At 38.2% G+C, this 15,667-nt stretch carries 10 protein-coding genes, 2 tRNA genes and 1 rRNA gene; 9 read left to right on the top strand and 4 right to left on the bottom strand.

The window, feature by feature from the left end; translation table 11 throughout:
- Nucleotides 1-174: 174 nt before the first annotated feature.
- From ACZZZC_RS07680 to ACZZZC_RS07670, 3 genes are all read right to left on the bottom strand, one after another.
- Nucleotides 175-248: transfer RNA gene (locus ACZZZC_RS07680), tRNA-Ala, on the bottom strand.
- Between the two features lie 13 nt (nt 249-261).
- Nucleotides 262-336 (bottom strand) — tRNA-Ile (locus ACZZZC_RS07675).
- Nucleotides 337-521: 185 nt separating this feature from the next.
- Nucleotides 522-2,041 (bottom strand): 16S ribosomal RNA (locus ACZZZC_RS07670).
- 1,322 nt (nt 2,042-3,363) lie between these two features.
- Here ACZZZC_RS07670 and ACZZZC_RS07665 point away from each other — a divergent pair.
- The 9 genes from ACZZZC_RS07665 to ACZZZC_RS07625 all read left to right on the top strand — a co-directional run bounded on the left by ACZZZC_RS07665 (nt 3,364) and on the right by ACZZZC_RS07625 (nt 13,697).
- Complete coding sequence (locus ACZZZC_RS07665) at nt 3,364-4,308, top strand: outer membrane protein assembly factor BamD (RefSeq protein ID WP_056849431.1); 945 nt, start codon at nt 3,364-3,366, stop codon at nt 4,306-4,308.
- 7 nt (nt 4,309-4,315) lie between these two features.
- Complete coding sequence (locus tag ACZZZC_RS07660; protein ID WP_025145617.1) at nt 4,316-4,642, top strand: DNA-directed RNA polymerase subunit omega; 327 nt, start codon at nt 4,316-4,318, stop codon at nt 4,640-4,642.
- A gap of 76 nt (nt 4,643-4,718) precedes the next feature.
- Nucleotides 4,719-5,915 carry a bifunctional phosphopantothenoylcysteine decarboxylase/phosphopantothenate--cysteine ligase CoaBC gene (gene coaBC / locus ACZZZC_RS07655; RefSeq protein WP_463486883.1) on the top strand — a complete coding sequence of 399 codons (1,197 nt, stop codon included), beginning with the start codon at nt 4,719-4,721 and terminating at the stop codon, nt 5,913-5,915.
- A complete protein-coding gene (gene porD, locus ACZZZC_RS07650) occupies nt 5,912-6,805 on the top strand; it encodes a type IX secretion system protein PorD (protein ID WP_463485537.1) in 894 nt (297 codons plus the stop codon). The genes coaBC and porD overlap by 4 nt, the downstream gene beginning before the upstream one ends.
- 248 nt (nt 6,806-7,053) lie before the next feature.
- A complete protein-coding gene (locus ACZZZC_RS07645; RefSeq protein ID WP_463485536.1) occupies nt 7,054-7,425 on the top strand; it encodes a BlaI/MecI/CopY family transcriptional regulator in 372 nt (123 codons plus the stop codon).
- 81 nt (nt 7,426-7,506) lie between these two features.
- Nucleotides 7,507-9,288: a M56 family metallopeptidase gene (locus tag ACZZZC_RS07640; protein WP_463485535.1), complete on the top strand. Its 1,782-nt coding sequence runs from the start codon at nt 7,507-7,509 to the stop codon at nt 9,286-9,288.
- A gap of 95 nt (nt 9,289-9,383) precedes the next feature.
- Nucleotides 9,384-11,036, top strand: coding sequence for a DNA repair protein RecN (recN, locus tag ACZZZC_RS07635; RefSeq protein ID WP_463485534.1), 1,653 nt, complete (start codon nt 9,384-9,386; stop codon nt 11,034-11,036).
- 126 nt (nt 11,037-11,162) lie between these two features.
- Complete coding sequence (locus ACZZZC_RS07630) at nt 11,163-12,395, top strand: carboxypeptidase-like regulatory domain-containing protein (RefSeq protein ID WP_463485533.1); 1,233 nt, start codon at nt 11,163-11,165, stop codon at nt 12,393-12,395.
- 69 nt (nt 12,396-12,464) lie between these two features.
- Complete coding sequence (locus ACZZZC_RS07625) at nt 12,465-13,697, top strand: carboxypeptidase-like regulatory domain-containing protein (protein WP_463485532.1); 1,233 nt, start codon at nt 12,465-12,467, stop codon at nt 13,695-13,697.
- Between the two features lie 4 nt (nt 13,698-13,701).
- On the opposite strand, the gene ACZZZC_RS07620 is transcribed toward ACZZZC_RS07625, so the two are convergent.
- On the bottom strand, nt 13,702-15,660 hold the full coding sequence (locus tag ACZZZC_RS07620; RefSeq protein ID WP_463486882.1) for a fibronectin type III domain-containing protein: 1,959 nt from the start codon (nt 15,658-15,660) through the stop codon (nt 13,702-13,704).
- Nucleotides 15,661-15,667: the final 7 nt, after the last annotated feature.

Raw genomic sequence — 15,667 nt, 5'->3', positions numbered from 1 at the left:
CCTAAGCTCCGTTTCAGCTTCGTTAGTCAAAAACTGCGGTCTCGAACCGTTTCTTGTAGTCCTTAGTACTCAGTATATAGTACTTAGATTATCACAAGTGCCCCATGGCGTTTCTTTTCTTTCTTTCAATCTGTCAATGATGACCACCGATCCCGGTGATGTGTTTTCTTACTGTGGAGAATAACGGAGTCGAACCGTTGACCTCCTGCGTGCAAGGCAGGCGCTCTAGCCAGCTGAGCTAATCCCCCAGGATTATTAAAGTAGTCCCGTCCAGATTTGAACTGGAGACCCCTACATTATCAGTGTAGTGCTCTAACCAGGCTGAGCTACGGGACTGTGCTTTTCGGTGTGGCATTCTTTGCGGTTAGTATATTACCGCTACCGCTCCATTTGCTTTACCTAGCTTTCGTTCCGATGTCTTTTGGTTACCAGACAACCGTCATTTCTTCTGGGTGTTTTCTTTTTTGTTTCTCTTGTTTTGAAATATCATGTTGCGCAGTGAGTAGTCAACTCCACTCCAGAAAGGAGGTATTCCAGCCGCACCTTCCGGTACGGCTACCTTGTTACGACTTAGCCCCAGTTATCGGTTTTACCCTAGGACGCTCCTTTCGGTTACATACTTTAGGTACCCCCAACTTCCATGGCTTGACGGGCGGTGTGTACAAGGCCCGGGAACGTATTCACCGCGTCATTGCTGATACGCGATTACTAGCGAATCCAACTTCATGGGGTCGAGTTGCAGACCCCAATCCGAACTGTGAATGGCTTTGTGAGATTCGCATCATATTGCTATGTAGCTGCCCTCTGTACCATCCATTGTAGCACGTGTGTAGCCCCGGACGTAAGGGCCATGATGACTTGACGTCGTCCCCTCCTTCCTCTCTGTTTGCACAGGCAGTCTGTTTAGAGTCCCCACCATAACGTGCTGGCAACTAAACATAGGGGTTGCGCTCGTTGCGGGACTTAACCCAACACCTCACGGCACGAGCTGACGACAGCCATGCAGCACCTAGTTTCGTGTGATTGCTCACTGATCCATCTCTGGATCATTCACTAACTTTCAAGCCCGGGTAAGGTTCCTCGCGTATCATCGAATTAAACCACATGCTCCTCCGCTTGTGCGGGCCCCCGTCAATTCCTTTGAGTTTCACTCTTGCGAGCGTACTCCCCAGGTGGAACACTTAACGCTTTCGCTTAGCCGCTGACTGTGTATCGCCAACAGCGAGTGTTCATCGTTTAGGGCGTGGACTACCAGGGTATCTAATCCTGTTTGATCCCCACGCTTTCGTGCCTCAGCGTCAATAAGACCATAGTAAGCTGCCTTCGCAATCGGTGTTCTGAGACATATCTATGCATTTCACCGCTACTTGTCTCATTCCGCCTACCTCTAGTCCATTCAAGCCCATCAGTATCAAGGGCACTGCGATAGTTGAGCTACCGTCTTTCACCCCTGACTTAACAGGCCGCCTACGCACCCTTTAAACCCAATAAATCCGGATAACGCTTGGATCCTCCGTATTACCGCGGCTGCTGGCACGGAGTTAGCCGATCCTTATTCCTTCGGTACATTCAGCTATTTACACGTAAATAGGTTTATTCCCGAATAAAAGCAGTTTACAACCCATAGGGCAGTCTTCCTGCACGCGGCATGGCTGGTTCAGAGTTGCCTCCATTGACCAATATTCCTTACTGCTGCCTCCCGTAGGAGTCTGGTCCGTGTCTCAGTACCAGTGTGGGGGGCCATCCTCTCAGATCCCCTAGTCATCGTCGCCTTGGTGGGCCGTTACCCCGCCAACTAGCTAATGACACGCATGCCCATCTCCATCCCATAAATGTTTGATCATTGGATAATGCCATCCTGTGATTTTATGCGGTATTAATCCGGATTTCTCCGGGCTATCCCCCAGATGAAGGTAGGTTGCATACGCGTTACGCACCCGTGCGCCGGTCTCAAAGAAGCAAGCCTCTTCTACCCCTCGACTTGCATGTATTAGGCCTGCCGCTAGCGTTCATCCTGAGCCAGGATCAAACTCTCCATTGTAAAATGTGTTGTAAGATTCTGACCAGTTTTAACTATCGTTAAAAATAGTCTTCTTTTGTTTTGTCCGTTGGACATTGACTTTAAAATGTAATAAGGAACTCTGTACTTGAATTCGTACTTCATTACCCCACTACGCATCATTGACATCTCTTTTAAGAACTTATCGACAATCGCCTCACGGCTTGTCTTTATATATCTGCTCGCTTCAGTTGGGCATGAGTCTTGATCGTCTCTTCCCTGTTTCCGCTCGTTTCAATCTTTTTGTTTCTGGTCTTCCGCGACATCCGCCGCTCGACTTTTTCCCTTTCCTTTCGGTTGGGAGTGCAAAGGTAGAAAACTTTTTCGGACTTCCAAATAAAATAATTTTTATTTTTTCGTTCCCCGTTTTCTTTCTGCTTTTCAATTTTCCGCTTTTTCAGGCGGCTTCCCGTTCCTTCCGAACCGGGCTGCAAAGGTAGCGATCTTTTTCTTTTCCGCAAATTTATTTTGAAATAAATTATTGGCCTTTCTCCCCTCTCACATTCCCCAGATCCATCTTTTCACTGCAACCGTTTCCTCCGAAGCGGGATGCAAAAGTAGAAAAAATTCCGCTCCCACCAAATACTCCACTCCCTTTTTTTTGATCTTTATTGTAAAAGCCTGTTTTTCAAGCGGAAAATTATTCGATAACAGCAAAACAAATAGGGCGATCGGGTGTACGCTTCGGAAAATCACACCCAAAGGACCCTGGTCGAGCTATCGGGAGCAGGAAAACATAGGATGGACTGATGATGCAAAATGTGAGCTTTCTTGGGTTTTTGAACCATATAGAGATATAGAAAATATAGGTTTTAAAGCGCAGAGGTCGTTTTGGCTTCAGCGGCCGCCGTGATTTTGGCCTTCGGCCATGAGCTTTTTGTTTTATGAACCAGATAGAAATATAGGACATATAGATTGGACGGTATATTGGTAGCTTAGCTACTAAGCCGGAATAGTAAGGGTTTCGGTGTAATTGTTTTAGGTTTATTGGATAGGATAGGGTTTGTTTCTCCCAAAAGCTGCGCCACGTAAGCCGATCAAAGTAGAAAAATCCATATTTGATGCCTGCAACAGGGACGCACCTAATTTTTAAAGAAATCAATTTAAACGCGGAACAAGATTAAAATTCTAGTAATTGGGAACAGTGCTTTCAAAAATAAATATGTATAGCATATATATTATAGGAGTAGAACTAATGTGTATGTTAAAAATTGTTAACTATATATATGTAGTGGGTTGTATTGCATAGCTTAGCGGCGAATTGTTTTTATTGATGTTATCGTATTATTAATTATCTTTGCAGAATGTTTAAAGTTAAACACTTAATTATTTTAGTATTTGTTGCCGCATTGGGTATTGCGGGTTGTAAAAGTCGTTTTGAGAAATTGAGGGCGAGTAACGACGTTGCGAAAAAATATCAAGAGGCACTTCGTTTGTATAATAAGAGAGATTACAGTAAAGCATTGGTACTTTTTGAAGATCTTTCGCAGAAATATCGTGGGCGTGCAGAAGCTGAAGATTTAAACTATTATTATGCTTACACTTTATATAGATTAAGCGATTATACAACGGCCAGATATCAGTTTAAAAGCTTTGCAGATACTTATCCGGCTAGTAAAAATGCTGAAGAGGCTCGCTATATGGGCGCTTATTGCTATTACCTGGAATCACCTGCTTTTTCGTTAGATCAAGAAAACACTTATAAGGCTATTGATGCATTGCAATTATTTATCAACTTATACCCAACGAGTGATCGTGCCGCTGCTGCAGGTAAATACATTGCGACATTGCGAGGCAAGTTGGAAGATAAGGCTTTTGAGAATGCCAAAATGTACCTGACTACTGGTCCAAGTAATGTTGATAATTACAGAGCTGCTGTTATTGCTTTAAAAAATGCACAACGAGATTATCCAGATATCAAATATGCAGAAGAGATGGATTATCTCATGATAAAAGCTCAGTATCTGTACGCAAAAAACAGCTACATTATTCGCCAGGAAGATCGTTATAATGAAGCCATAGAACTATATACAGAATTTACAGAAAACCATCCTGAAAGCAAGTTTACTAAAGAAGCTAAGCAACTTAAACAAGATGTTGAGGATGGCATTGCTACTACCAAACAAGAGCTGGCTTTATATGCGGCTGACCAAGAAAAATATAAGCAGATGTTGATTAGGACTGGTAGATTAAAAGATACCGTTTCTTTAAAACCAACTACTGCCGATAACACGAATATTAAAAATTAATCAATACATGAATACTAACAAACCTGCTGTACCGAACACTACAGTGACTAGAAACGTTCACGATTTAGATAAAACTACAGATAACTTATATGAATCTTTAGTTGTAATTGCCAAAAGAGCAAATCAGATTTCTAACAACGTGAAAGAAGAGCTTCACGGTAAATTGGCAGAATTTGCATCGAGCAACGATAACTTAGAAGAGATTTTTGAAAACCGTGAGCAAATTGAAATCAGCAAGCACTATGAGCGTATGCCAAAGCCTGTTTTGGTTGCAATTGATGAATTTTTAAACGAGAAAATTTATCACAGAAATCCTGCTAAAGAACAAAAATAATTAGCGAAGAGCAAGGGGCATAGCGCTTTCTTAAGCATGTTTAGTGCTCTAAGTCTAGCTTTATGCCAAACAGTTCATGCTAAAAAATAAAAATATTATCCTTGGCGTTTGCGGCAGCATTGCAGCTTATAAGTCGGCTATTCTGGTTCGATTACTGATTAAAGCTGGTGCAAACGTTAAGGTTATCCTGACCCCCGATGGCGCAAATTTCATTACGCCACTTACCCTTGCTACGCTTTCTAAAAATCCTGTTTATACCCGATACTTCGAAGAGGAAACCGGTGTTTGGAGCAACCATGTTGAACTTGGTTTATGGGCCGATTTAATTATTATTGCACCGATTAGTGCGAATACGCTGGCTAAACTTGCTTCAGGTATTTGTGATAATTTGCTAACTGCCGTATATCTTTCTGCAAAATGTGATGTTTATGTTGCACCTGCAATGGATTTAGATATGTGGAAACATGAAAGTACACAAACCAACATTTCAAAAATTTATAGCTTTGGCAATACGGTTATTTCTCCTAGTAGTGGCGAATTAGCCAGTGGACTTCACGGTGAGGGAAGAATGGCGGAACCGGAGGAGATTATTTCTTTTCTTGATGAATCGATTAAAGCCTTGCAGCCTTTACATGGTAAAAAAGTAATGGTTACCGCCGGCCCAACTTATGAAGCTATTGACCCTGTTAGATTTATCGGGAACCATTCGTCGGGAAAGATGGGTTTTGCTTTGGCTGATGAATTGACGAACCTCGGCGCCGAAGTAACACTAGTTGCCGGACCAACCGCACAAATATCATCAACAGATTTAAAAAGGCTGGATGTAGTAAGTGCAGAAGAAATGCTGAACGCCTGTATGTCAATTTCTCCAGCTATGGATATTATAGTGATGTGTGCAGCTGTTGCAGATTATCGTCCAAAAGTGGTTGCTACCCAAAAAATTAAAAAGCAAGAATCTGAATTGACTTTAGAACTGGAAAAGACCGTTGATATTTTGGCGACTTTAGGAAAGAACAAAAAAGACAGTCAGATTTTAGTTGGATTTGCATTGGAAACCAATGATGAAGAAAACTATGCTAAAGGTAAGTTGGAAAAGAAAAATCTAGATTTAGTGGTTCTAAATTCCTTAAATGATAAAGGTGCAGGATTTAAATCGGATACGAATAAAATTACTATTTTTAACAAAGCATTAGAGCGATCTGTTTACGAAATGAAGTCGAAAACAGATGTAGCTAAAGACATTTGTGCTGCTATTTTAAAGATTTCAAGATGATAAAAAAAATTGTTTGGATATTGCTATTGATGGGTTTGGGGAAAGTGCAAGCACAAGAACTAAATGCGAGAGTAACAGTTTTGGCTCCTCAGGTTTCAAATATGAGTAAGCCCACCCTGGAAGCGTTGCAAAGAACAATTCGTGATTTTTTAAACAATAATAAATTTAGTAGCGAAAGTTATAAACCACAAGAACGAATTGATTGTAGCTTCGTAATTACAATTAACTCTTGGGACGGTGGTTCTGGATACATAGCCGAGGCACAAATTCAAAGTAGCAGACCGGTTTTCAACAGCTCGTATAACAGTACTTTATTGAACATGAGTGACAAAAATTTTGATTTCAGTTACAATGATGGCTCTACGATTGATTTTTCCGATCAGAATTATATCTCTAACATTAGTGCACTTCTCTCCTATTATGCCTATACTATTATCGGTTTAGATAAAGACAGCTTTGCAAGAATGGGAGGCAATAACTACTTCAAAAAAGCACAGAATATTATCAATCTTGCTCAAGCATCAGGTAATACCGGATGGAAGGCGGCAGATGGGTTGCGTAATCGTTTTTGGTTTAATGAAAACGTATTGAATCCAGTTTTCAGCGAATTGAGAGCCTTTATTTATACCTATCACTTAAATGGTTTAGATCAACTTACAGATAACGATAAAGGCTTAACACAGATTGTCTCTGCACTACCAGCTTTACAGCAAATGGATAAACAGAAGTTGGGATCCATCTTTCCAAACGTTTATTTTGCTTCTAAAGCTGAAGAAGTGACCAATGTATTATCAAAGTTGAATACCCAAGAACGTATGAAGGCTTATAACATGCTTGCTGAAATAGATCCAGCAAATATTGGTAAATACGAAGGCTTGAAAAAAAATTAATACTTTTTTCATCTTCTCAAATCTTTAGTTGAGTAATATTTGTACAAGCTTTGGTGCACATCAGCATTGTGTTCTTGATCGAATTTTAACTAAAGATGCAACACTTTAAACTTGCCTGCGTCTTATCTCCAGGAGAGGCTTCTAGCTTTCCGGTTATTCCCCTATTCTAAAAAAAAATATTAAAATATTTTGAATATACGAATATCTTCGTACATTCGATTACGAAATAATTCGTAGAACGGTAACATATGACGCATAGCAACATCAAACCCACAGAAGGCGAAATGGAAATTTTACAAGTACTTTGGCAAAAAGGCTTGGCTACAGTAAGAGAGGTATATGAGGCTTTGAATAAAAAAGATTCTGGTTATACCACCACTTTGAAATTAATGCAAATTATGCATGAGAAAGGCCTGGTAGAAAGGGATACCAACCAAAAGACGCACATCTACAAAGCTATTGTGAGCAAAGATAAAACTGAGAAACAAATGGTGAGCAAGATGATTGATAATGTATTTAATGGTTCGGCAGCTCGGTTAGTCATGCAGGCTTTAGGTAACCACAGCGCTAGCGCCGATGAGCTTGATGAAATTAAAAAATATTTAGATGGCCTTAAGTAAGGCAAAGTTGAAGGGGACGGTTTAGGGTTTAGATCCCTAAAATTTATCAGCAAAAAATCAATAAGAAATAAAACCACCATTATGGAAACTTTATTACAACAATTTATCAAAGCATTTGGCTGGAGCATTTTAAATTCGCTCTGGCAAAGCGCCCTTATTTACGGAGTTTTGTTTATCATCCTACTAAGTGTGCCAAAAATGGCTGCAAGATATAAACACAATTTGGCTTTCGGGTCTATCGTATTAATGTTCACCGGCTTTGTGTACAATTTTTTGAGCAAGATCACATTTAATACTCCGAAAGAAGCAATCATCAGTAATGTTGAAGCAGTACAGCTTCACCAATATTTCAATAACCTCCCTCTCAGCTTTAGTAGCAAGGCAGAGCAGTACTTCCCTATGGTTGCGGCTTTCTACATTATCGGAATCTTTTTACAACTTTTTGTAATTAGCAAAGGTTATCACCAGCTTGCTAAATTTAAGAAAGATAGCTTAAGCGCTATCCCTGTAAGTTGGAAAATAATATTTGACGAAGTTACCCTGAAACTTCAAATTAATAAAGCGGTCAAATTCCAGCTGTCGTCAATTGTGAATGTTCCGTTAGTAATTGGCTATTTAAAGCCGGTAGTTTTATTTCCGGTGGCACTGGTAAATCAGTTGGATAATGATCAGGTTGAGGCTATTCTTATCCATGAATTATCCCATATCAGAAGAAATGATTACTTACTTAACCTAATTAAAACTGGAATCGAAACGTTGTTGTTCTACAATCCCTTTGTGTGGATGGCGGGGAGATTTATCCATATCGAACGCGAACATGCTTGCGATGATCTGGTATTGAAGCTGACTGGGAAGCCTCTAAATTATGCTCATGCATTACTTAAGTTAGAACTTTTAAAAGATAAAAGCAGTCCGGCTTATGCTTTAGCAGCAACCGGAAAGACACAAAATTTATATCAACGTATAAAAAGAATCACGAATATGAAAACGAATTATTTAAATGTCAAACAGCAGATGGCTGCGCTAACTTTAGGGGTGGCATGCTTATTTTCTATCGCATGGATTAATCCTGCAACAACGAAAAAGGTAAATAAAACCATGGTTAGGCAACAAATGATTGCTACTTCTCATGATCGGAAAAATTTAAAAACTATTGTTTGCCTTGATACGACTAAGAAGCGCAAGATTAAGATAGTAACGATAGATGCCAATGGTAAAAAAACGGAATATAACTCCGTAAAAGAAATGCCGGACAGTTTAAGGAGAGATTTTTATAAGGATGAAGTTTTCTCAGGAAATAGGGTTTTTAGGATGAACATTGATTCCGGATTTGGATTTAAAGATTCATTGTTTCAAGCTAAACTTTATAAAAAATTCAATTCGCCAGAGGCGCAAGCGAAATGGAAAAAATTTGGTGAAGATGTAGCCAAACAGTACAACTCGCCGGAGGCACAGGCAAAATGGAAGAAATTCGGTGAAGATATCGCAAAAGAATATAACTCTCCAGAGGCACAAGCTAAATGGAGAAAGCTAAGTGACGATATGATTGCTAAAATGAACAATCCTGAGTTTAGGGCACAACTCGATCATGCTCGGATTAAAAGCTTAAAAGGGATTGATCGTACTAAATTAGCTGAGCTAGCAAGAATTAATTCAGACTCATTATTTATCAATATGAATGACAATATTGCATTTGGAATGGATGGAACATCGATTTATATGAATCAAAACTCAAGTAATAATACTAATAAGGTTAAACAAACAAGAGAGTATCAAAAATTGAAGCAAAAATTCGACAATGAAGTAAAAGAGCTTAAAGAAAAAATGGAAAAGGCAGAGCGTAAGGAAAGAAAAGAGAACTAAACCAAACATGCAAATATTAAACGGCGAAGATTATTCTTCGCCGTTTTTGTTTTTAGGCATTTGTTAAAATAACTTTTTTTAATTTCGTACTCAGTATGCTACAAAAACTTTCTATTCGTAATTACGCATTAATCGATAGTTTGGATATCGAATTTGATAAAGGTTTAAATATTATCACTGGTGAAACAGGTGCTGGTAAATCGATCATTCTAGGTGCGCTGTCATTGATACTGGGTCAGCGGGCAGAGAGCAAATACTTTTTTAACCAAGATAAAAAATGCGTTATTGAAGGTGTTTTTGCATTGGCTGATGAACTCTTGAGAGAAATTTTTGAAGAAAACGACTTAGACTTTTCTAATGAGACCATTTTAAGGAGAGAGATTTCGATTGATGGAAAAACAAGGTCGTTTATAAATGATACACCAGTTAACCTGTCCATTTTGAAGCAAATTGGCGAAAAGTTAATCGATATTCATTCACAACATGCTACCCAAGAAATTAATGATGCCGATTTTCAATTGCTCATTGTAGATTCGTTGGCTAATCATAAAGCTTTATTATTTGAATACCGAAATCATTTTAAAAAATTAAAGCAAGATAGCAGCCGTTTAAAAAAATTAATTAGTGATGCTGACGAGGCCCGAAGCAAACAAGATTACGAACAGTTTTTGTTTAACGAGTTAGAGCAAGCTAACTTAAAAGAAGGCGAGCAAGAAGATTTAGAACTAGAGCTGGAGAAACTTACCCATGCCGAAACGATAAAAAGGGCTTTACTCAATTCCAGTGCTTTACTAAATGAAAGTGAACCTTCGGCAATGCAGATATTAAAGGAAGCCCAGCTGCAGCTACAAAGTATAGAAAAGTTCGATCCCGCTATCAATATACTTTTCGAGCGTTTAAAATCATCAATAATCGAAATTAAAGACATTGCAGATGAAGTTTCGAGCTTGGAAGAAAACACTGTACACAGCGCTGATCGTTTAGAAATCATCAATCAACGACTAGATTCATTTTATTCTTTGCAGCAAAAACATCGCGTAACTAACAATAATGAGTTATTGGCTATTCAAAGCCAATTAGAAAATAATTTAAATCAGTTGTTAAGTTCTGATGAAAACATTGAAAAACTTCAAAAGGAAATTGAGCAGCTTAAAATTGATCTTACGAAGCAGGCAAATCAGCTGAGTTCAAACAGAAAAAAGGCAATTAGAACAGTTGAAGATCAAACGAGCAATACTTTGAAAAAAGTGGGTATGCCGAATGCCAAATTGGTTTTAAAGCAACAACAACAAATAGAATTAGGCAAAGATGGCCTCGACGAAATCTCCTTACTATTTTCTGCAAATGCTGGTCAAGCCCCTGCTCCGGTAAATAAAGTAGCATCTGGAGGAGAATTATCAAGGTTGATGCTGGCCATTAAAGCTTTGCTTGCTCAACATACTTCATTACCGACCATAATTTTTGATGAAATTGATACGGGAATTTCCGGAGAAACGGCACTAAAGGTGGGCGAAGTAATATCAGCCCTTGGAGGAAATATGCAGGTAATTTCTATTACTCACCTACCGCAAATTGCGGCCAAAGGTAAATCTCACTATTTTGTGCATAAAAATGAAGCTGGAGGAAAAACCACCACTGGCATTCGTAAACTAAAACAGGAAGAAAGAGTAGCGGTTATAGCGGAAATGTTAAGTGGTAAAACCCCAGGCGCATCGGCAATTGAGAATGCAAAGGAACTTTTGGGATAGATTCATCTCCTCGGAGGTTGCCAAGTGAAGATTAATTCGGAAAAAGAGCACATAAAATTTCAGTGGCTGCATTGCAAAATTCGCATTAATCCAAATTAACTATTAACTTAGTTGATATTTATATTTATGAGATCAGCTTCACTTTTATTCCTCCTATTTTTCACCATTCATTTCTGCTCTGCCCAACAATTTACATTATCTGGCTCCATAAAAGATAAACGTGGTGAAGCCTTACCTGGTACCGGAATTTTTGTGAGCGGCTACAAGATCGCTACGGTTGCTGATAATAATGGGGAATATCAGTTACCACTTAAACCGGGTAATTATGATATTTTATTTCAGTTAATTGGTTATAAAGCCGTAAGTAAAAATGTAATTATATCGGATAAGCCTATAAAGTTGGATGTCTTTTTAGAAGAAAGCATTACCCAATTATCAGAGGTAACGATTAAACCAGATCCAAACCGAACTTACTATATAGGCATGTTTCGTGATTTTTTTATCGGCACAACAGAAAACGCTGCTGATTGTAAAATAATGAATCCGAATGTGTTGCTTATTGATTACGATAAGGAGTTAAATCGGCTTAGCGTAAAAACCAATGAATTTTTGATTATAGAAAACAAGGCTTTAGGCTATAACATTAAGTATTTAATTAAACAGTTTGAATGGGATAGTAAAACAAGGGTGATCTACTATGAGGGCTTTCCATATTATGAAGATTTGAAAGGTTCGGAAAGAAAACAAAAGATTTGGACAAAGAAACGTTTAGCTGCTTATTTGGGTTCACCGCAGCACTTCTTTAAATCTCTTTATCAAAATAAAGCAACGGAGGAAGGATTCATCATCAACAAAATAATCACAAAAGTTAACCCAGACAGACCTTCGGATAGTTTAATCAATGCCAATTTGAAACGTTTAACTAAAATGCAAATGAGCATAACGGGCAAAATTGTCATTGGTGGTAGTAAGGATGATTCTTTGAACTATTGGATGAACAAAAAAAAATTAAGTAAAGGAATTTCCATTTTAAATCGGGCTCCGATTTTGCAAGACACACTCGTTAAAACCTTTAATGCGAACATTAAGGCCGTCAATTTCACCGATAAGCTTTATGTAATTTATACAAAAGATACCGAAAGCCCACTTTTTACAGATCGCCTTGGACAATCTATTTCCAGACCTTTAGACATGCCAAACTATCAGATTTCGACAATCGATTTACAGGTGGCTCCTGTTTATTTTTATGAGAATGGAGGAGTTTACAATCCTCGATCGATGTTATATTCTGGTTATTGGGCTTGGGAAAAAATTGCTGATAGTGTTCCGATGGATTATATCCCAATGAATAAGCGCTAAACTAATGTTAAAATTTTAAAATAATTTTCTGAATTCGTAATATTACGGCTTTTGGTTACATTCGCTCTCATGATTAAAAGCCTGTTGGCATCGTTATTTTTCATTTTTATTGGTACCTGTGCCATTGCTCAAAATACATTTACCATTAGCGGAATTGTTAGAGATAATAAAGATGGATTGCCTGGGGCAAGTATTTATCTAAGTGGTTATAAAATTGCAACTGTAGCAGATAATGACGGGAAATTTAAACTCCCAAACTTGAAGCCCGGCAGTTATGATCTGCTTGTTCAGATTGTGGGTTATCTCCCCTACTCCAAAAGCGTTATTATTTCGGATAAATCAGTGGTTGTTGATCTGGTTTTAAAAGAAAATGTAGCACAATTAGACGAAGTGGTTGTTCGGGCAGATCCAAATCGTCAAAAATATATCAACCAGTTTAAAGAGTTTTTTATTGGCAAATCGCCAAATGCGCTTCAGTGCAAAATACTAAACCCCCAGGTACTTAATGTAGATTTTGACATTACTAAAAGTACTTTAACAGTAACCACAACTGAGTTTCTTATAGTTGAAAACAAGGCGCTCGGCTATCGACTAAAGTATATGCTTGATCATTTTGAGTATAACTCCAGAACGCACATCATTTATTATTCTGGCCACCCATTTTTCGAAGAGCTAAAAGCTTCGGCAGCAAAAAAGAAAAAATATATTGCTGCTCGTGAAACCGCGTATTATGGTTCCTCTCAACATTTTTTCAGATCGCTGTATGCTGGAAAAAGTAAGGAAGAAGGGTTTATCATTAACAAAATGATTAAAATTCCCAACCCAAATCGGTATCCAGAATACGTGATTAATAGTACACTTGAGAAGATAAAAACCCTTCCAGGAAAAACAGGCATAAGAAAAACTGCTGGCAAAATTGATACTGCCTTGCTTAACTTCTGGACCAAGCAACAGGCAATGCCCCGAACCATTGATAAGTTTTCAAGAGGCGATGTTTTGCCCGATACTTTAGTGCATGATTTTAATGAAAACATGAAATACCTTAGTTATACCGATGCCCTAATTATTCAGTATACAAAAGAAAAAGAATCGCTGGCTTATTCCAATACCGGTTTTTGGATTTTCAGACCATTAGATGTTCCAGAAAATGAAATATCAGTTGCAAACTTAACAGGCCCAGGTGTACGATTTTACGAGAATGGTGGTATTCATGATTCCAGAGCGCTTTTATATGAGGGATTTTGGGCTTACGAGAAAGTGGCAGATATGGTCCCGATGGATTACGTACCACTTTCAAAGTAAGCATTTATTTAATCCTCAAACTAATATAATCGCTTAGGGCACTTTCTATTTCATTTTGAACCACAGTAATAGCATAAGTATTCAAGGCATCTTTGTTGGGTTTAGCATCTTCAAATCTTGTAGTATCCTTACCTACATCGCCTAATAAAATTTTATTTTTGTTATCAATTCTATACACTCTATAACCCGTTATACCCTCTTGCATTGTTTTATCCCACGAAATGGAAATTTTACCGTCTATTTCATTTGAGTTAAGATTATAAACAGGTAAAACTTTGAACTTTAGCGCATTGATGGTTGCATTTACCTTTAAATCGCTAGCATAGTTATTTCCAATGGCTTGTAATGCATATTCATAGCTTGTGCTAGCATTAGCTGTACTGTCTATAAAACTATTGGTTGCTGAGATTAAAGGGTCTGTACTCATTTTTGCGAATTTTTCTTCTCCGACAATTTTGCGCCAAAGATTGAATCCTAAAATGTTTTCATCAACTTTATTGTTCCAATAAATTAACACGTTGTTGCCCAACCGTTTTGCCATAACATTTATAGGTGTTGCTACAGAAATAACGCTTGGGGAAACAACATTAATAATCGCGGATAAGGGGCTGATATCATACGAGGTATTTACAGCTTTTACGCCATACGTTAAAGTTTTTCCTTTATATCCGTTAGGCAAAACATCATCAAAAGTAACAGTCAAACTATCACTTAAAATTAAGTCTGTTATTTGGGTTAAAGTATCTAATTCACTGCCTCTGTACACATAATAACCTCTTGTATAAAACTCGGGCCTTGTCCAGCTAAGGTGAATTTTACCATTATTTTGAACAGCATCTATTGTTGCTGGAGCAAGCGCTTTTTTATTGGCTTTTAGCATTCCCTTTATGCGGGCGCTTGGATAACCATTTCCATATTGTGTAACGGGCACTAACATGTAAAAATAATTTTTTACCGGATGTATTTTTTTATCAAAGAAAATGGTGTCTTGTGGTGAAGCAGATCCGATCAATTTATAGTCTGCACTATCGTAACTGTCCGCTCGATAAATGTAAATCGCATTCATATTTGGTGTTCCATCCAATTGCCAACTCAATTTTATCGCATTTTCTTTTTCTAAACTTACCGTGTTAATTTTGTTAAAACTTGGGGCATTATTGTGAGCAATGTTTGCAACTCTTACCGTGTCAGAGGTTAACCCTTCATTTCCAAGTTCATCAAATGGTACAGCAAAATACTGATAGGTTTTCCCTTTCTCTAGTAGTGTATCAACACTAAGGAACACCAGAGTATCACCTTGGCGAACTGATCCGGTTAAGCTACCAACTGGTTGAAATTTTGTTTGCATATAAGTGCTGCGAAAAACTTTTATCCCAGCAGGCATATTTGTGTTTTGAGAAAAGTATTTCAGCACCATTTTATCGTTAAATGGTTCGATATGCATTGTACTTAAAAAAAAGTCTGGTTTTCTAACCGCTGGAAAACTACCTGAAATTATTTTTTCGCTAAGGGTTCGTTGTCCGCTGACGGTAATGTTGGTAATTTTATATTCGTATTTGATATTCGGCAGGGCAGAATCATCATAATATGCCGTTTTTAAAGCTTCCCGGTATGCCGGTGTATAGCCATAAAATGCAACAGAATCTAAAGTGACGGCTCTAGAAATCATATCCCAAATTCGAGGAAATAATCTTTTATCAGGCATACTGAAAACTTCGTAATGGCGGGCTGCAGTATTCAAATCGGCCAGAAAAAGGGCCGAATCTTGTTCAAAATGCAATGTTGATAATTCCTTCCAGTCTTCTCTTGGCGATTTCCTGCTGATTTTAAAATATGTCGACCTTGGAATTTCTTTACCGAGATCGATGAAGTTTCCAGCAGCTGCACTGCTCACACTCTGGGCATTTGCATTCCAAGCAAAAAATAAACTTACTGTTGTAAAAAGGACGATGAGCTTTTTCATATGATCT

It is taken from the genome of Pedobacter sp. AC212, from assembly GCF_979258625.1.
This window is presented reverse-complemented; position numbering and strand designations above follow the sequence as displayed.